Below are 17,559 nucleotides of genomic sequence, written 5' to 3'. Positions count from 1 at the left end.
CCCCTGCAAGAGTAGGACGTCGCTGGGCAACTAAAGGAAGTCGTCACCGAGTAATTGGTGGCGACTATTTTATTATATTTAAAGAAGTCTTTGTTTAAGGTAAAGGTAATTTAATAATACACATAAAAAATGAACTGAAAACGTCAGTTAGAAAAAAGTAAATAAAGCTGGAATTTCTTTATCTCCAATCCCAATTTTTTTTCACTTCAAATTAAAAATTCCCTTACCAGTCTCTATATTTATGGGCAACGATGAATGTTCGTGAGCTATAAACCAAGATTCGTTCACTTTTTTTAAACAATATGTGATTCGATTTGTCATTTGACGAATTTTCTCATCAGATTCTTCTAGGTGCGCAGCAAAAGTTACCGCACAATATACAAATGCGAGATGTGAATTTTCATCAATGACTAGGTCACTAAAATCGACTTTGAGTAGAATGCGGTCCTCGCTCAATCCGTTAAACCACTCTACCACGCTTTCCTTCCATGAAGAAATCCCCTTGCTCTCCCAGTTTCCCAGGAGTCATAAATATGCACGTTAGGCGCATATATAGATAAGAATTTTTCAACATCTTTTTCGTAAACTGCTGTTTTGTAATTTTCAAGTACGTCTTGAACCTTTAAAAAAACCTCGGTCATTTAATGCAACCCCTTTCTAATTTAGAAATGTAAGAATGCTGATATAAATGTATTCTATACTCGAACATTTTTTCCTCTTTCAACTAACCTAATTGTTACTTCATTATAAATTCCATAAACATAATTCTTTATATGAAAATATAAATTCTACTTTCCCGCTAGTATGTTTTTAAAAAAGAACTTAACAATGCAAAAACCTTTAAAATAAACTGAAAATTATTTACTTCTTTCTAGTAATACTGTTATACTATAAATAGAACAGAAAGGTGGATCTAAATGAATTATAAAAAAGCGCTTATATTAAGCTTATTACTATTTCATATTTTACTTTCTGGGTGTAGTGATAGTGATAAGCAAGGAGGGGAAGAGGTGTCTAAAGATAAGGAAGAGACGAGTACAAATGTTTCTTTAGAAATGGTAGAGGGAGTGTGGGAAGGATCCATTAAGGTTCCTAATCAACCACTCCCAATTAGTATTAAATTCACAAATGAAGAAGGCTTGATTAGTATCCCGATTCAAGGGTTAAATGATCACCCATTAACGAACATTTCCTTAAACGATAAGGATATTACCTTTAACATGCCACTTCCGGGACAAAAAATAACCTTTGCTGGGAAGCTGCAGGATGAAAAAATGGCAGGTACGTTTACACAACAAGGTCAGTCGTTTCCATTTGAACTTACTAAGGTAACTGATGTAGCTAAGGCTGAGCATTTAGAAGAATTAGAAGTAAATGGAGGGAAAATGATTGGTCAAATTGAGATTCCTGAGGGGGAAGGACGGTTCCCACTTATGATCATTCTTGCTGGCTCGGGACCCACTGATCGTAATGGTAACTCCTTAGTAATGGTAGGGAAAAATAATAGCTTAAAAATGATCGCAGAAGAATTAGCTGCAGAAGGAATTGCCAGCATCCGCTACGACAAAAGAGGCGTTGGCTTAAATATGGGCCTTGCTACTAAAGAAGAGGACTTAAGATTTAACCACTATATTGAGGATGCTGTTTCTTGGGCAGATTTTGCGAAAGAAGACGATCGTTTTAGCGATATAGGGTTCATCGGACACAGTGAGGGTTCTCTTGTAGGAATGATTGCTGCTCAAGAGGCAGGAGCGACTGTATTCGTCTCATTAGCAGGGGCAGGTAGGCAAATAGATGAAATTCTATTAGAACAGTTAAGCAATCAGTTGCCAAGTGAGCTTATGAGTGAATCTGAAAAAGTAATTAATAAGCTTAAGCAAGGTGAACAGGTAGAGGAAGTGTCTAATGAATTACACAGTATATTTCGTCCATCTGTACAACCTTATATGATTTCCTGGCTTCAATACAATCCTATTGAACAGATTAAAAAGTTGGATGCAAGAATATTACTTATAAACGGTACAGCAGATTTGCAAGTCCCTAGTAGTGATGCTGAGCTTCTACATCAAGCAAAAGATTCTGAGCTTCTAATAATTGAGAAAATGAACCATGTGCTAAAAGAATCCCCATCTGATGAGACAGGGAATATGGCGACATATACAGATCCAAGTCTACCGTTAGCAGAAGGTCTAATGGATGCCATAATTGAATTTATAAAGTAAAACACCAGAAACCGAACAAATAAAAAAACGCTGAACGGTGAGTTCAGCGTTTCGACCTACACAATAGGCTTTTGTTGCTTTTGCTTTCTTCGAATATCTGCAATCGTTGGAATACACATACCTATCAGAATAATGACGATACCTATAACTTGTAACCAAGTAAGTGCCTCGCTTAACACAAGTACAGATACCATTACAGCTACAGGTAATTCCATTGCACTTAGAATAGATGAAACTGCGCCGCCAACTTTTGGTACAGCGATTACGAAGAAATAAATAGGGATAATGATACCTAGTAATCCTAAGCCTAGTCCCAAGTAAAGTAGAGATTCCGTAAATAGTTTACCGTTCCACATGATTTCTGGACTTTGGAAGACAGAGATCATTAAAGCGGCGATAAAGGAAACCCAAAGTAAACGAGTAGTAGTATTCATTCCCTCTACTTGTTTAGTATTAATGTTCATATTAAGTGAGAAGGAAATCGCTGCTGCGAAACCATATACCCAGCCTCTCCAGTCAATTCCACTCAAATCGACATCTAATACCCCTGCAGCTAGCAGTGTACCGGCGAATAAAATAACAAGGGAGATAACTTCTGCTCGAGAAGGTAATCTTTTTCTTATTATACAATCAATCAAAGTACCGATCCACGTAAACTGGAAGAGCATGACTACTGCTAGGGAGGCTGGTAAATATATAAGGGCTTGTCCATAGACAATACCCGTAGTTGCTGTAAAAATCCCTGCTAACAGTATAATTTTAAACCCGCCATAAAGACGTGGTATTTTTCTTTGTGTCACCATGTAGATGACTAATGCTAATAGGAAACCAACAATGTACTGACTAGAAACAGCTTCTGAAGCTGTATAGCCTTGTCCAATTGCTAATTTTACCATAGTTGATAAAGTCCCGTAACAGCTGGCTGCGAAGACAACCATTAAGGGGTAGATCCATAATTTCATAACCTTGCTTCTCCTTCAATCAGGGGCCTACCGTTTTCACCATGTGATAGAAAGGCTCGCCGATAATTGTCCAAGGACAAACATTTTCAAATCCTAGACGATTATATAAGCGGATTGCAGCCTCTTTCTCAGTTTCTACATTCAAGGAGAGTTTCCCGCCACCGTTATTTTTGACTACTTTTTCAGCAAAATTTAACAGCTTCGTTCCAATGCCATGTCCACGATAGGCTGGATCGACAACTACAGTATCTATATACCATTCGCCAGGTAGCGTCTCTTTATCTATCGTCACCTGTTCACCCTTTTTGGCTGAGAGATACTGCTCTAAATTAGCATCCAAAGTAACTGCTTGTTCAGCAGTATAAAAAACTAGTACTCCAGCAATTTGACCTTCCATTTCTGCAACGTAGGTATTTAAATAGGAATGACGATTGCTGGTTTGAGTAAATAAGTGAATGAACTCCTGGGTGATCGCTGATTCTTCAGTTTCTCCAGTCATTTGCATCGAAATGTCACCGATTGCTTCCATAATTAGAGGAACTGATGATTCGGCATCTGCTTTAATAGCTTTTCTTATTACAATTTCCATTCAATTCACCCCCCAATTTGCTATTATAACATAGTTTGTGAAAGCTTTCTTTTATAAAAGCTATAATTGGAAATTAAAAAAGGAGGAATCATATTGGATCTTTCAACAATACCTTGGGAATTAATATTACCCATTGTTATTTTACAATTTATTTTAATGATTGTTGCCTTTGTAGATCTGATAAAGGTATACGACACAAATGGTCCTAAGTGGCTTTGGGCAATAATTATTTTCATATCAGGAATAATAGGTTCTATTATCTATTTCATAGTGGGGAGACGTAACGAATGAATACATTACTAACTGTTCAATCATTAACCAAGCAATATGGAAGAGAAAAAGTAGTGAAAGATGTTTCCTTTTCATTAATGAAAAATACTTCTACAGCCTTAATCGGTCCCAATGGTGCAGGTAAAACAACTACACTTTCTATGCTTACAGGACTAGTAAATCCATCGTTTGGCGATATTATTCTGGAGAATAATCAGGAGGACGCGCGTAGGATGATAGGTTTTTTACCTCAATATCCTAAGTTTTTCTCATGGCTTTCTGCAATTGAATTTACAGAGATGACTGCAAAGTTAAGTGGGGTAGATGCTAGAGTTGCCGTGAAGGAGTCAGAAAAAATCTTAGATTTTGTGGGGCTCGGTAATGTAAAAAAGAAAAAAACAGGTACGTTTTCAGGAGGGATGAAACAACGATTAGGATTAGCCCAGGCAATTGTACATAATCCATCCCTTCTTTTATTAGATGAACCAGTTTCTGCATTGGATCCAGTAGGCAGAAGAGAGATTTTAAATCTTTTAAAGGAACTTCAAGAAAGAACTACTATTCTTTATTCGACTCATATTTTAAATGATGCGGAAGAAATGACGGATCAGCTATTATTTTTGAGAAATGGTGAGCTGGTAGAGCAAGGTTCATTATCGGATGTACGTGAAAAATACGCAAATCCTATGATTAAAATTATCTTTTCCTTAGAAGAAGAGGCTAAAGTTTTTTCAAGTAGCTCCCCTTGGAATGTAAAACAAAAAGGGTCCTCTGTCTATATTCCTATAAGGGAAAACGAACCGCGAATGCAAGAGATTTTAGCATATGCGTCTGTAGGAGATTGGACTGTTCAAAGGATAGAGAAGGCATCGGCTAATCTCGAAGAAATATTTATGCAGGTGGTGAACAAACAATGAATACATTTCTTGTTTTGTTTCAAAAGGAATGGAGAGAAAACATCCGTAATTTTAAGATTCTCTGGATTCCTCTTGTGTTTATTCTATTTGGGATTACAGAGCCTGTCATGAACTACTACATGCCTCAAATCCTAAGCTCTGTTGGAAATTTACCTGAAGGAACAGTCATTGAATTTCCTTCCATGACCTCTGAACAAATATTAATGTCCACCATTAGTCAATATCAGTTAATCGGCATGTTAGTAGTTATTCTAGCTTTTTCGGGTATTATTTCAAGGGAACGAAAGAATGGTACGGCAACTTTATTATACGTTCGACCACTTTCATTTACAGGTTATGTAGGAAGTAAATTGGCGATCTTGAGTATAATTGTTTTAGGTAGTTTTATTTTAGGAATAGTAGCTAGCTTATATTATACATCCATACTTTTTGGAGCGATAGATTTCTTAAGTTTTATAGAATTTACTAGTATTTATGTTCTGTGGCTTTTATTCGTGATTAGTATTGTTTTATTTACTAGTGCTGCCTTATCAACTGGAATGGCTTCTTCGGTGTCTTTTGTTTTGGTAATAATTGTTCAGGTTATAGACGGGCTGCTAGGCACATACTGGACTATCTCCCCATGGAAGTTGCCAATGTATGCTGGTTATGTTTTGAACGGTGATGTTGAAAGTAGCTCATATATATGGAGTATCTTAATTACGATATTAGCAATCAGCTTCTTATTGATGGGGGCAGTTTTTTTTACCAAAAACAACGTCTGGAAAGCTAAAATATAATAAGAGGAGACTTATATATGACATTACGCAACTCGGATCGTTTTATCACTTCTTACAATAGATTAGATAAAATCATGAGAGATATAGCTGATACTCAGGAACACTTATCCTTTTTTAGGTTAATCGATTTCGCTAAGAAAAAAAACGCTGTACTAAGACGATATGAAGCAGATCTTCGAGAATATGGTGACTTAAGAAACGCAATCGTGCACCATCGTACAACTATGGAATATGCGATAGCAGAACCCCATGAAGAGGTAGTAGCAAAGATGGAAGAAATCGAAGAGGCTTTAAGCAAGCCTGTCACAGTAGGAAATATGTTCTCCGGAGAAGTAACTACCTTTCAGGAAACAGATTCTTTAAGCTATGCCCTCCAGGTTATTAAGGATAAGAAATACAATCAATTTCCTGTGTATAATGGGGATAAATTTAAAGGTCTTATCACACCAGTAGGAATTACTATGTGGATGGCAAGTGAGGTAGAGTCCAAGAGTTTCTCAAGGAAAAAAGCAACCCTGGGTGAAATTTTGAAACATGAAAGTAATAGAGAGAATCACCGCTTTGTTGAAGCAGAGATGTCCGTGTATGAGGCGCTAGAAGTTTTTAAATCAGCAATTGGACGAGGAAAGAGATTAGAAGCACTGCTAATTACTAAGGATGGAAAACTGAGTAACCAACTAATAGGAATTGTAACTCCAATGAGTATGATGAAAATTTAAAAATAATCATTTATCAGATGACTATTTTCCCTTTTATGACGTAAAATGGAAGTGGACGTGATTTTATCATGTAAACTATAATAGGGATGGAGGATTGTAAGTGAATACGTATGAAGAGGGGCAGTTACATTATAAAGATGGCTCGGCAATAAAAACGTCAACTGAGATGACTGTAATGGAATGGATCATCACTATGCTGATTATGGCTATTCCCATTGTTAATCTGGTTATGTTATTCATTTGGGGATTTGGTAATCCAGACCCAAGACGTAATTTTGCTCGAGCATCACTTATTTGGATGGCTATTTCTATAGGGTTAGTTATAATAATATATATTGTTATAATAGTATTCTTCCTTGCTGCATTTCAAGGTGTAAATTATTAGCACTTATTTCCTGGGAAATTATAATAACCGACAAAATTTAACAATCCCCATACATTTATGGGGATTTATTAAATTTCTCAGGGGTATCGTTTTTTGCAAATAGACTAGGAGATTTTAGATGAAAAAATGGATTGTTTTATTAGTAGTTATATTAGCTGTGCTACTTTACATAGGGAACACTCGAGTAAGTATTAACGAAGTAATAATAGAATCAGAGAAGATTCCAGCTAGTTTTAATGAATGGAAGATTTTGCAGATATCCGATTTACATGATGCCACATTTGGTGATAAGCAAGCAAAACTCGTACATAAGATTAAGGATGTAAACCCGGATATTATTTTTATCACAGGAGATATAATCGACAGCAATCGATATGACTTACAAAATAGCTTGGATCTAGTCAATCAAATTATTAGTATAGCACCGGTTTACTATGTTACTGGAAATCATGAAATTGCTACAAATGATGTTAATCACATTAAAACTTCTTTAATGGAGATTGGTGTCCATGTTTTATCCAATGAGGAAGTAACGGTTGAATATAATGGGGAGAAAATGCGTATTATCGGCATTGAGGATCCTTTAAGTGGTTTGCTTGTTCGAGAGCAGCTAGAAAACTTTGAAAGCAGCCAGGATTATACCCTTGTGCTATCTCATAGACCAGAGGTATTTCATGATTATGTTAATTCTGAAATGGATTTAGTATTTTCTGGTCATGCGCACGGAGGTCAATTTAGAATTCCTGGTTTAGGTGGGTTAGTGGCACCAGGACAAGGGTGGTTTCCAAAATACACTGCAGGAACATATAAAGAAAAGGAAACGACTATGATTGTGAGTCGGGGGTTAGGAAACAGCTTGGTTCCCATTAGAGTCTTTAACACTCCAGAGTTAATCGTGGTTACATTAAAAAGTATATAATCACGCTGTTTGAAGGTGATTGTTTTTTTAAATAAGGTATTGTCTGTTCATTTGAAACAGATAGTGCCTTTTTTTGTGCAATCAACGATTAAAAAAAGCGAGTGTTTGAACGATTATTGTCCTCCTACTCGCTATAAATAATTACTTTTCAACTATTTGAAAGGTCTCTAAAATAGATCGGAAATTCGAACCATGTCCTTCTGCGGCCTCTAGAAAGTACTTTTGTGTAATAACAAAGCTTCCTCCAACGCCATTATCTATGATATAGATATCACCAACAGGACTATCCCAGTTGGTTAGCCCGGCTGAATCGTGACTAATTGCATGTAGCCAGTATCCAACCACTGGATCAATAACCTTTTCCGTTTCTTTAGGGCTAGTATAGTCAACACCCATTTGCATCTCTAGAATAGGAAGGAGCTCCTCAGGGGATTGATCATTTATCTGTTCTATTTTTAATGAAACCTCTGGATATTTTTCTTCTAAAGGTACTTTAGTAGTGAGGGTATCCGACTGATCACCCTCCACTAATTTATAAATATCTTCATCAAAGGTAATCATGTAATCGACTTGTTTTTTAGAGGGTTCATATGCAGATCCCTTCGAATCCGATTGTTGATTTTCCTCAGCTATCTCTTTACTAGGAGCTTTAACCTGACTAATCATATTTGGCAAAAATATGATTAAAATGGTTACCACTGAAATAATAACTATGGTCAAAGCCAAATACCTCTTTTTCATATTTTCACTCCTCTTTGCTAAAGGATTTACTTAATACAAATCACCAGCTAATAATGGTGTTAAGGTATTAGACGTAAAATATGGAAAATGGTAACAGGGGAAAGAAATTATTTAAACCAACCTTTTTCTTTAAAGCGAGAGATTGCCTCAATTCTATTTCCCACTTGAAGCTTTTCTAATATAACGGAAATATAGTTTCGGACAGTACCAGGGGTAATATATAACTCACTTGCGATTTCTTTCGTATTTTTCCCGTTAGCAATTAGCTCAAGCACTTGACTCTCTCTATCTGTTAACGGATTTTCTTCTTCTTCAAAGGCCATATCAACTAATTCTGGAGCATAGATCCGTCGACCATCCATAATTATTCGGATTGAGTTAGCCAGCTCCTCACTAGGGCTATCTTTTAAAAGGTATCCATTTACGCCTGCTTTACGCGCTCTTTCAAAATAGCCTGAGCGTGCAAAGGTAGTTAAGATGATTACCTTACATGGGTGATCCTTTAATTCCTCAGCTGCATCTAATCCACTTTTAATAGGCATTTCGATATCCATAATACAAATATCAGGTTGAAGCTGCTTAATAAGAGCAAGAGCTTCCTCTCCGTTATTCGCTTTACCTACTACTTCCATGTCTTCTTCCAAATTTAGAAGAGATCCAAGTGCTCCTAAAACCATTCGTTGATCTTCAGCGATGACAATTCGTATCATGTCTAATCCTCCTGCCGTGTTTGTAATATTACATTTGGTACTCTGATATTAATCGTTGTACCATTTTTTGAATAAATATCTAGTGTACCATTAACAAATTCCAGTCGCTCCCTAATCCCTTGCAATCCATGACCTTTAATCCAGTCTTTACTAAGGTCTAATCCTTTTCCATTATCGTGTACTTTTAATAAAGTTTCCCTTGCTGACTGCTTTAATGAAATAGAGCAGGCAGTGGCTCCACTATGTTTTACCACATTAGTCACGGATTCCTTCAGACACATACTTAGCATGTTTTCAACAATAGGCGGTGTTTTAACAAGATGAAGGGAGCCACTAAACTTACAAGAAATACCTGCTGCATTAAGTATTTGCTGCACTCTATAAATCTCATCCTCCAATTTAGTACCACGCATGTTTGTAACGAGCTCACGTACCTCTTTTAAAACAGAACGAGCTGTTTGATGAATATCTTGAATTTCATGCTTAGCAGCTTCAGGGTCCTTATCCATTAGCCTTCCAGCTAAGTCGCTTTTCAAACCAATCAAGGAAAGCTTTTGACCAAGTGTATCATGTAGGTCTCTTGCTATTCTTTCGCGTTCTTCAATAACCATATATTGAGCAATACGCTGATTAGCATCTTCTAGTTGGCCTTCTAGCATTTCTCGCTTATGACGATTATAAGTACTAAAAGGCAATAAAATTACCCCAAGTATACATATAACCAAAAATGGCCATTGAGAAATAAATAATTCTATTTTTATATAAAAGCCGATAATAACAGCAGTTAAGGTGGAGAGAATATTTAGGCTATATATTAAGAAGAAGCCCAATCTTTGTGTAATATTCCCGATAAAAAAGGAAAGAAAGATAGAAAAGTAAATATACCCATAATAATAGGTCATCAATAAGCTAATTATTATTTCAATAGCTAAGCAAACATATAAAAACCAACCTGTCGACTTAAAAGAAAGACGGTATGCAAGAAAGAATATTCCTGTGAAGAGCAGACCTATAATGATTTCAGATAGCTCGTTTGAACGAAAAATAAAGAAAAAAGGAAAGATACAAAATACGACCCAAGCATAAATACTTAGCCAGGGAGCTTTAGGGAAAATCTGATACCATTTATTCATTTAACAGACACCTTTCACATATACACTTTCTTTTATTATAAAGTAAAACCACCCCCTAGTGGATAAGGAATGGTTTTAAGAGAGGTCTATTTTCCTTCAATTGTTGTATTTTTAGCATTAAGATTTACTGCATCTTTAGATTGCTTAAGCAAATGCTTAATCTCTTTAAAGGTTACAAAGCTTTTGTTCTCTTCATCAAATAAACGGAAATGAATAGATTGTAAACTTGTACGAAGATTTATAGTTGTAGCTTTGTGTAAGGGTGGTGTAGATTCATGTGCTTTTTCTAAGTTGTAATTAGGTACTCTTGGACTTAAATGATGAACGTGATGGAAACCAATGTTTCCTGTTACCCATTGTAGCACTCTTGGTAATTTGTAGTAAGAGCTTCCTTCGATCGCAGCTTTTACATAATCCCATTCTTTCTCATCTTCGAAGTAGGAATCTTCAAACTGATGCTGTACGTAGAACAACCAAATCCCTAAAGCTCCTGCTACAAAAAGAATAGTTCCTTGTATAATGGCAAATGCTTGCCAGCCAATTAGCCAAATCATGAAAGAATAAATAGCAATTACTGAAATGTTAATAAGATACGTATTATAGCGCTCTTTTCCTTTAGCGCCTTTACGGTTAATACGATTACTTACTAGAAATAACAAGGCAGGTCCTAAACCGAACATAACAATTGGATTACGATATAGTCGGTAAGAAAGGCGCTTCATCGGTGAAGCCTCTATATACTCTTCGACTGTCATCATCCAAATGTCACCAACGCCACGTTTGTCTAAATTACCACTAGTTGCATGATGAATGTTATGCTCACGCTTCCACTTCTCGTATGCAAATAAGGTGATGATACCTGTAATAGTTCCTGTTATATTATTAGCTTTTTTATTTTTAAAGAAAGATCCGTGTGTGCAATCGTGGAAGATAATAAATATACGAACGACAAATCCTGCAGCAATGATGGATAATCCAACAGTCAACCATACAGAAATGTCGAGGCTTAAATAAGCTAAAAACCAGAGGATAAAAAATGGTGGAATTGTATTGATGAGCTGTACTATGCTTTTCTTCAACTCGGAATTTTCAAATGGTTTTACATTCTTACGTAATTCAAGTGTTTTTTCTCTACTCATTATAATTCCTCCTATATACATATTTCGTTATGTTAACTATAAAGCAATGCTGGTCTTAGGAGTAGGCATAAACGTCAAGTCAACACTATGACAAGTATCATATAGGACAATATATAGAAAAGGGCTAACCTGCAGTGTGAGGTTAGCCCTTTACTTATTATTTTTTACGCTCTTCTTTTAATAGTTGAACGGTGTCATCGAATTCTTTTTCAATCTCAGCATTAGGCTTGTAGGTTAACAAACTTACTACCACAGTAAAGATCAGAGCTAAAAAGAAGCCGGGAACAATTTCATATAATGCATCTGAAAGTGCTTCATTATTACCCCAGATGACTACAGTAACAGCCCCTACGACCATTCCTGCAAGAGCACCATGAGAAGTGATCTTTTTCCAATATAATGAAAGTAAAATGACAGGACCAAATGATGCACCGAAGCCTGCCCATGCAAAGGCTACAAGGCCTAAAATAGTCTCGTTTTGTTCCCAAGCAAGCACAGCAGCAATTATGGATACTGCTAGTACAGCGATACGACCATAATTTACATATGTTCGATCAGAAGCATCTGTTTTTATAAATGCTTTATACAAGTCCTCTATTAATGCAGAGGAAGTAACGATTAGCTGAGACGAGATTGTACTCATAACGGCTGCTAAAACAGCAGCAAGCACAAGACCTGCAATGAATGGGTGGAACACAATTTGGCCAAGTGAGATAAATATAGCTTCTGGATCAGTAAGAGTTAGATTAGGGTTTTGTTGGTAATATGCTAGTCCAACAAGAGCAGTGGAAATAGCTCCAACTAAGCTTAGAATCATCCACCCTATACCAATGCGACGAGCATTCTTTGTTTCTTTTACTGAACTAATAGCCATAAAACGAACAATAATATGGGGCTGTCCAAAGTAACCAAGACCCCATGCTAAGGATGATATAATCCCTGCAGTTGTAGTACCAGCGATCAGGCTTAAATGAGTTGGATTAACCGCCTTGATTGAATCTACAGTTGTATCTATTCCCCCAGTTGCAAATAAGCCAATAATGGGAACGAAAATTAGTGCGAGAAACATAAGAAGACCTTGTAGGAAATCCGTATAGCTAACGGCTAGGAAGCCACCAAACAGAGTGTAGGCTACTGTAACCGCTGATACAACTAACAAGCCAGTATGGTAGTCTAGTCCAAATGAGCTTTCAAAAAATACTCCTCCAGCAACCATTCCTGATGATACATAAAAAGTAAAGAATAAAAGGATAATGAGACCTGAGGCAACTCGTAATAAACGGGAAGATTGCTTCAAGCGACTTTCTAAGTAACTCGGAATAGTAATGGAATCATTAGAGACCTGTGTGTAGACACGTAAGCGTGGTGCTACATATAGCCAGTTTAAATACGCTCCAATTGTTAAACCAACCGCTATCCAAGCTTCTCCCATACCATGTAGATAGATTGCTCCTGGTAATCCCATTAGGAGCCACCCAGACATATCAGCAGCTCCTGCACTTAAAGCGGTAACAGCTGGGCCGAGTGAACGTCCTCCTAGCATATAATCAGTCAGATTAACGGTTTTTCTATACGAATAATATCCGATAGCAAGCATGGCAACCATATAGATAGATATGGCTATCAATTGATAAGTTTCTGGTGACATATAAAAATCCTCCTTTTAATCATAATCTTTACATATTTACTATTTAACTTTATATGAAATCTCGGCAAGTTAATATAACCTGTCCTCCTTAAATGATAAAATAGATATAAATTAACATAAAATCTTCAGTGTAGGAGGGTAATTACTCATGAAAATATTTCACACAGCCGACTGGCATTTAGGTAAATTAGTACAAGGAATCTATATGACAGAAGATCAGAGACATGTGTTGGCTTCATTTATAAAAGCAATTGAGGAAGAAAAGCCAGATGTAGTAATCATAGCAGGAGATTTATATGACCGTGCTGTACCACCTGCAGAAGCTGTAAATTTGTTGGACAATATACTTGCAGAGATTGTATTAAAACATCAGACTCCTGTTTTAAGTATTGCGGGAAACCATGACAGCCCAGGGCGTTTAAATTTTGGAAGAAACATTATGAAAGAAACTGGTTTACATATTGTGGGACAACTAACAAAAGAGTTTAATTCTGTGACAATCAGTGATGAATATGGAGAAGTAGAATTTCATCTAATCCCGTATATGGACCCTTCTCAGGTTAGGTTTATACTCGAGGACGAAGCGATCACCAGTCATCAGCTAGCCATGAAAAAAATAGTGGAGGCTATTGAATTGCAAATGGATTTCTCGAAAAGACATGTATTTGTAGGACATGCCTTTGTTACTCCTCAAGGTCGGGAAGAGGATAATACTAGTGAGTCAGAAAGACCGCTTGCCATTGGTGGAGCTGAGTATGTAGATGCTTCGCTATTTAAGAACTTCAAGTACACCGCGTTAGGCCATCTTCATCAAGCACATTTTGTGCAAAATGAAACCATTCAATACGCCGGATCTCCTTTAAAATATTCCATTTCAGAGGAACACCATAAAAAAGGCTTTCTAATAGTAGAAATAGATGAAAAAGGGTGTGCAAAAGTAGAAAAAAGATTACTTACCCCTAAAAGAGATATGCGCACAGTGGAAGGCTATTTGAATGACATTTTACAGCATCCTACAAGCGAGGATTACATTTTCGTAAAGTTACTAGATGATACGCCAGTACTTTCACCAATGGAGCAAATTCGAACTGTATATCCAAATGCCATGCATGTAGAAAGAAAAGTATTCCAATCCTTTGGAATAGGAAAAGCAGCAGAACCAAAAAGTCGTCAGAAGATGGATGACTTAATGCTATTTGAATCCTTCTATGAGGAAATCAAGGGACAATCTCCGGCAGAGGAAACAAAAGAACTATTTAAGGAAGTACTTTCCGGATTGATGCTTGAAGAAAGAGAAGGAGGAAGCAGAGCATGAAGCCTATTCAGTTAAAAATGACAGCATTCGGTCCCTATAAATATACGGAAACGATTAACTTCCTGGATTTGATGGATCATCGATTATTTGTCATATCTGGAGCTACTGGAGCAGGAAAAACGACAATATTTGATGGAATAAGCTTTGCCCTTTATGGCTCTGGGAGTGGAGAGGATAGAAAAGATACAAAAATGTTGCGCAGTGATTTTGCATTGGATCAAACGCATACTTCTGTTGAATTGATATTTGAAATATTTAACCGCAAATATCGTATTTTAAGACAGCTTCCTCACGTTAAAAAAGGAAATAAAAGCTCAACGGGAGAAAAATATGAGTTCTTCGAAATAAAGGAGACAGGGGAAGTACCTGTTGTTGAAAGACAAATAGTTTCAGAGATTAACAAGAAAATAGAGGATATCATTGGACTTACGCAAGATCAGTTCAGCCAAATTGTCATGCTGCCACAAGGTGAATTTCGGAAGCTATTAACCTCTTCTACTGAAAACAAGGAAGCAATTCTTCGAAAAATATTTAAAACAGAACCCTACAGGCTGATTAATGAAAGACTTAAAGAGAAAAAATTAGTTGCTGAGGCAGAGCTTAAAAAAGAAGAAAACACGCGTAATAGTTATTCGGAACAGATTATGGCCTCTTTTCCAAAACGTGAGTCTATTCTTTTTGACCTCCTGGAGGAAGGTAATTATAATATATTCCAATTAAAGGATGCTTTACAGGCTGAGACTAATTATTACCGAGATAAGATAGAAAAAGACGAGCTCCTCTGTGAAGAGGCATATGAAAATCAGGTAGCAAAGCAATCAGCCTATTACAATGCTAAAAACACCAATACCCAGTTGGAGGAGCTTGAGTTAAAAGAGCAAAACCTCCAGCGTCTTCTTAGTCAGGAAGAAACATACAAAAAGGAAGAAAGTAGACTAGAGGCAGCAGAACGGGCAAATACTATAGAAGCAATCGAGAGTCACTATAAAGAAACAGTTACTGAAGGAAATTTAAAGGAAAGCTTATTGCTTAGAGCTAAAGAGGAGCTATCCTTAACATCTAATTCCTTAATTCAGATGGAAGAGGTCTATCTCAAAGAGTTAAGCAAAAAGCAAGACCGTGAACAAAGTGTAGAAGCTTTAATCCAGCTAAATGCTCTATTACCTTTAATGGAAGACCTAGAAAAAAGGAAGTGGCAGTTAAAAGAGTTAGAGGTTAGGCAACGTAATCTCAAGGAGCAGCATGAACTTAAAATAGCTACATACCAACAAGCTAAGGCAAGCTACCTTTTGATGAAAAACGAAATAGAGAAACTAGAGGAGCAAGTAAATCCATTAGATAACAAGGTTCAACAATACTCTCAAATTAAAGGGCAATATCAACTAATGCAGGATTTTATACAGCAGAAGTCCAAGCTTGAGGAATTGAAGAACATAGAAGAAAAGGAAGAGACGATATACCTGAAAGCCCAGCAAACTCTTCAATATGAAGAAGGCAGATGGCTTAATAATCAGGCGAGTATCCTTGCCTCTAGGCTCGTAGACGGCGAAGCTTGTCCTGTATGTGGTAGTACCGAGCATAAGCCAACAAGCACTTATTCCCATGAAGCTATATTAACGGATGAGCAAGTGCAGATGCTGAAAAAAGATCTTACGAGTAAGGAAACTAGCTACTTAACTATACGTACCAAACGAGAGCATGCTCTTGAGAACATAGAAAAAATCTTGGAACAGCTAGAAGAGCTACAATTATCTATTCTAGATATAGAGCAAGTAAAAATGGATCTAAATCAGCTAGAAAATGAAATAGAAGGTCTCCGTTCTGATAAAGAAAGCTTAATTTCCTTAAAAGAAACGTACAAAACGAGTGTAAGACAAATAGAGGAATTAGAAGAAAACAAGAATAATATTGAGGCAGATTATATCCATGCAAAGGCCGAATATGAGCAGGCAAATGCCGTCCTAGAGTCCAAACAAAGCTCTATCCCAAGTACAATTTCTAATCTTGAGGAGCTTCACGAACAAATAAATGCTGCTACTAAGCAAAAGCTTCTATTAGAAGAAACATGGGAGAAGGCTCAAAAGCAACATAAAGATGCAGAGGAATCCCATACGAAAGCCCAAATGAGATTAGAGCATGCCACTCAATCCGCAGAGGAAGCAATACTTAAGCAAGAGAAGGCTAAACAACAATTTTTACAAGCGCTAGTAAAGGCTGGTTTTGAAACCAAAGAAGAGTATGAGGAAGCAAGAATGGATGAACCTGCGCGGAAGGCGTTAAGAGAACGTTGTGAAGCATATAAACAGGCGGTACATACATTTACCGAACAAGTGAAGGATGGTTATAAGAAGCTAGAAGGTAAGAGCAAAGTCGATTTGAACACCCTTGAAGAAGAGTTAGGCCAACTTAAAACTGCATATGAATCTGCATTAAATACTTTGAATAGTACTAAGGAGTTCGTAAAAGCGGGCATAGAAATTCAAGAAAAAATAGCATTATCCAGTGATCGTATTGCTAAGTTAGAGCAACAAGTAAGTCATATTCTCGATTTATACGATTTACTTAGAGGGCAAAATCCTTTGAAAATTTCTTTTGAACGCTATATACAAATAGAGTACTTAGAACAGATTATTCATGCAGCGAATGAAAGACTCAAGCATTTATCGAATGGACAGTACCAACTAATGAGAAGTGATAGACAGGAAACCCACGGCAAGCAAAGTGGACTAGGTCTAGATGTATATGATGCTTACACTGGGCAAATCCGAGATGTTAAAACATTATCAGGGGGAGAAAAATTTAATGCCTCCCTATGTCTTGCGCTTGGTATGGCAGACGTCATCCAAAGCTATCGCGGAAGTGTAAGAATTGATACGATGTTCATCGACGAAGGTTTTGGTTCGCTAGACGAGGAATCTTTAAATAAAGCGATAGACACGTTGGTAGATCTTCAAAGATCCGGTCGCATGGTCGGTGTGATTTCTCATGTTAGTGAGCTTAAGTCGGCTATTCCTGCCATACTTGAAGTCGAGAAGCTAAAAGAAGGCTACAGCCAAACAAAGTTTGTGATTAAGTAACGGAGGGATATCATGGACTTGGATCGATATTTTT

At 36.9% G+C, this 17,559-nt stretch carries 18 protein-coding genes; 9 read left to right on the top strand and 9 right to left on the bottom strand.

Features of this window, described 5'->3' with window-relative positions:
- Positions 1–201 precede the first annotated feature (201 nt).
- Positions 202–477, bottom strand: a complete 276-nt coding sequence (locus tag Q0371_RS07060) for a nuclear transport factor 2 family protein (RefSeq protein WP_298469822.1) — start codon at positions 475–477, stop codon at positions 202–204.
- Entirely contained in the window at positions 471–641 is a 171-nt protein-coding gene (locus Q0371_RS07055) for a hypothetical protein (protein WP_298469820.1), read from the bottom strand. The genes Q0371_RS07060 and Q0371_RS07055 overlap by 7 nt, the downstream gene beginning before the upstream one ends.
- Positions 642–917: 276 nt before the next feature.
- On the opposite strand from Q0371_RS07055, the gene Q0371_RS07050 reads away from it, so the two are divergent.
- Positions 918–2,222 (top strand): alpha/beta hydrolase, encoded by a 1,305-nt coding sequence (locus tag Q0371_RS07050; protein WP_298469817.1) that lies wholly within the window; start codon positions 918–920, stop codon positions 2,220–2,222.
- A gap of 56 nt (positions 2,223–2,278) precedes the next feature.
- Here the strand turns inward: Q0371_RS07050 and Q0371_RS07045 are convergent, their stop codons facing one another.
- Positions 2,279–3,184: a DMT family transporter gene (locus Q0371_RS07045; RefSeq protein ID WP_169359329.1), complete on the bottom strand. Its 906-nt coding sequence runs from the start codon at positions 3,182–3,184 to the stop codon at positions 2,279–2,281.
- Positions 3,185–3,203: 19 nt separating this feature from the next.
- On the bottom strand, positions 3,204–3,773 hold the full coding sequence (locus Q0371_RS07040) for a GNAT family N-acetyltransferase (protein ID WP_298469812.1): 570 nt from the start codon (positions 3,771–3,773) through the stop codon (positions 3,204–3,206).
- 93 nt (positions 3,774–3,866) lie between these two features.
- Between Q0371_RS07040 and Q0371_RS07035 the strand changes: the two genes are divergently transcribed.
- From Q0371_RS07035 to Q0371_RS07010, 6 genes are all read left to right on the top strand, one after another.
- The gene (locus Q0371_RS07035; RefSeq protein WP_366518565.1) at positions 3,867–4,064 is read left to right on the top strand and encodes a PLDc N-terminal domain-containing protein; all 198 of its coding nucleotides are present in this window, start codon (positions 3,867–3,869) and stop codon (positions 4,062–4,064) included.
- The gene (locus Q0371_RS07030) at positions 4,061–4,960 is read left to right on the top strand and encodes an ABC transporter ATP-binding protein (RefSeq protein WP_298469809.1); all 900 of its coding nucleotides are present in this window, start codon (positions 4,061–4,063) and stop codon (positions 4,958–4,960) included. Before Q0371_RS07035 ends, Q0371_RS07030 begins: the two co-directional genes overlap by 4 nt.
- Entirely contained in the window at positions 4,957–5,739 is a 783-nt protein-coding gene (locus Q0371_RS07025; RefSeq protein WP_298469806.1) for an ABC transporter permease subunit, read from the top strand. The genes Q0371_RS07030 and Q0371_RS07025 overlap by 4 nt, the downstream gene beginning before the upstream one ends.
- 17 nt (positions 5,740–5,756) lie before the next feature.
- Positions 5,757–6,458, top strand: a complete 702-nt coding sequence (locus Q0371_RS07020; protein WP_169359325.1) for a CBS domain-containing protein — start codon at positions 5,757–5,759, stop codon at positions 6,456–6,458.
- Between the two features lie 100 nt (positions 6,459–6,558).
- Positions 6,559–6,843: a hypothetical protein gene (locus Q0371_RS07015; RefSeq protein WP_251555460.1), complete on the top strand. Its 285-nt coding sequence runs from the start codon at positions 6,559–6,561 to the stop codon at positions 6,841–6,843.
- Between the two features lie 118 nt (positions 6,844–6,961).
- Positions 6,962–7,762: a metallophosphoesterase gene (locus tag Q0371_RS07010; RefSeq protein WP_298469800.1), complete on the top strand. Its 801-nt coding sequence runs from the start codon at positions 6,962–6,964 to the stop codon at positions 7,760–7,762.
- Positions 7,763–7,903: 141 nt separating this feature from the next.
- On the opposite strand, the gene Q0371_RS07005 is transcribed toward Q0371_RS07010, so the two are convergent.
- The 5 genes from Q0371_RS07005 to putP all read right to left on the bottom strand — a co-directional run bounded on the left by Q0371_RS07005 (position 7,904) and on the right by putP (position 13,133).
- A complete protein-coding gene (locus Q0371_RS07005) occupies positions 7,904–8,503 on the bottom strand; it encodes a hypothetical protein (RefSeq protein ID WP_298469797.1) in 600 nt (199 codons plus the stop codon).
- 107 nt (positions 8,504–8,610) lie between these two features.
- Entirely contained in the window at positions 8,611–9,213 is a 603-nt protein-coding gene (locus tag Q0371_RS07000; RefSeq protein ID WP_169359322.1) for a response regulator transcription factor, read from the bottom strand.
- Between the two features lie 2 nt (positions 9,214–9,215).
- The gene (locus Q0371_RS06995) at positions 9,216–10,346 is read right to left on the bottom strand and encodes a sensor histidine kinase (protein ID WP_169359321.1); all 1,131 of its coding nucleotides are present in this window, start codon (positions 10,344–10,346) and stop codon (positions 9,216–9,218) included.
- Positions 10,347–10,432: 86 nt separating this feature from the next.
- The gene (locus tag Q0371_RS06990; protein ID WP_169359320.1) at positions 10,433–11,485 is read right to left on the bottom strand and encodes a fatty acid desaturase; all 1,053 of its coding nucleotides are present in this window, start codon (positions 11,483–11,485) and stop codon (positions 10,433–10,435) included.
- Positions 11,486–11,642: 157 nt separating this feature from the next.
- Entirely contained in the window at positions 11,643–13,133 is a 1,491-nt protein-coding gene (gene putP, locus Q0371_RS06985) for a sodium/proline symporter PutP (RefSeq protein WP_298469790.1), read from the bottom strand.
- Positions 13,134–13,281: 148 nt separating this feature from the next.
- Here putP and Q0371_RS06980 point away from each other — a divergent pair, with 148 nt between their 5' ends.
- Positions 13,282–14,448, top strand: a complete 1,167-nt coding sequence (locus Q0371_RS06980) for an exonuclease SbcCD subunit D (protein ID WP_298469787.1) — start codon at positions 13,282–13,284, stop codon at positions 14,446–14,448.
- The gene (locus tag Q0371_RS06975; protein ID WP_298469784.1) at positions 14,445–17,525 is read left to right on the top strand and encodes an SMC family ATPase; all 3,081 of its coding nucleotides are present in this window, start codon (positions 14,445–14,447) and stop codon (positions 17,523–17,525) included. The genes Q0371_RS06980 and Q0371_RS06975 overlap by 4 nt, the downstream gene beginning before the upstream one ends.
- Positions 17,526–17,559 lie beyond the last annotated feature (34 nt).

The sequence above is a fragment of the uncultured Psychrobacillus sp. genome (assembly GCF_938022135.1).
In the GTDB taxonomy this organism is placed as follows: domain Bacteria; phylum Bacillota; class Bacilli; order Bacillales_A; family Planococcaceae; genus Psychrobacillus.
The sequence above is the reverse complement of the archived record's forward strand: the minus strand, read 5'-3'. Positions and strand labels throughout refer to the sequence as shown.

Excerpts from the sequence above, each read along its gene's own strand:
- Q0371_RS07055 (WP_298469820.1), bottom strand. The coding sequence starts at position 641 with ATGACCGAGGTTTTTTTAAAGGTTCAAGACGTACTTGAAAATTACAAA.
- Q0371_RS07050 (WP_298469817.1), top strand. The coding sequence starts at position 918 with ATGAATTATAAAAAAGCGCTTATATTAAGCTTATTACTATTTCATATT.
- Q0371_RS07045 (WP_169359329.1), bottom strand. The coding sequence starts at position 3,184 with ATGAAATTATGGATCTACCCCTTAATGGTTGTCTTCGCAGCCAGCTGT.
- Q0371_RS07040 (WP_298469812.1), bottom strand. The coding sequence starts at position 3,773 with ATGGAAATTGTAATAAGAAAAGCTATTAAAGCAGATGCCGAATCATCA.
- Q0371_RS07030 (WP_298469809.1), top strand. The coding sequence starts at position 4,061 with ATGAATACATTACTAACTGTTCAATCATTAACCAAGCAATATGGAAGA.
- Q0371_RS07025 (WP_298469806.1), top strand. The coding sequence starts at position 4,957 with ATGAATACATTTCTTGTTTTGTTTCAAAAGGAATGGAGAGAAAACATC.
- Q0371_RS07020 (WP_169359325.1), top strand. The coding sequence starts at position 5,757 with ATGACATTACGCAACTCGGATCGTTTTATCACTTCTTACAATAGATTA.
- Q0371_RS07010 (WP_298469800.1), top strand. The coding sequence starts at position 6,962 with ATGAAAAAATGGATTGTTTTATTAGTAGTTATATTAGCTGTGCTACTT.
- Q0371_RS07005 (WP_298469797.1), bottom strand. The coding sequence starts at position 8,503 with ATGAAAAAGAGGTATTTGGCTTTGACCATAGTTATTATTTCAGTGGTA.
- Q0371_RS07000 (WP_169359322.1), bottom strand. The coding sequence starts at position 9,213 with ATGATACGAATTGTCATCGCTGAAGATCAACGAATGGTTTTAGGAGCA.
- Q0371_RS06995 (WP_169359321.1), bottom strand. The coding sequence starts at position 10,346 with ATGAATAAATGGTATCAGATTTTCCCTAAAGCTCCCTGGCTAAGTATT.
- Q0371_RS06990 (WP_169359320.1), bottom strand. The coding sequence starts at position 11,485 with ATGAGTAGAGAAAAAACACTTGAATTACGTAAGAATGTAAAACCATTT.
- putP (WP_298469790.1), bottom strand. The coding sequence starts at position 13,133 with ATGTCACCAGAAACTTATCAATTGATAGCCATATCTATCTATATGGTT.
- Q0371_RS06980 (WP_298469787.1), top strand. The coding sequence starts at position 13,282 with ATGAAAATATTTCACACAGCCGACTGGCATTTAGGTAAATTAGTACAA.
- Q0371_RS06975 (WP_298469784.1), top strand. The coding sequence starts at position 14,445 with ATGAAGCCTATTCAGTTAAAAATGACAGCATTCGGTCCCTATAAATAT.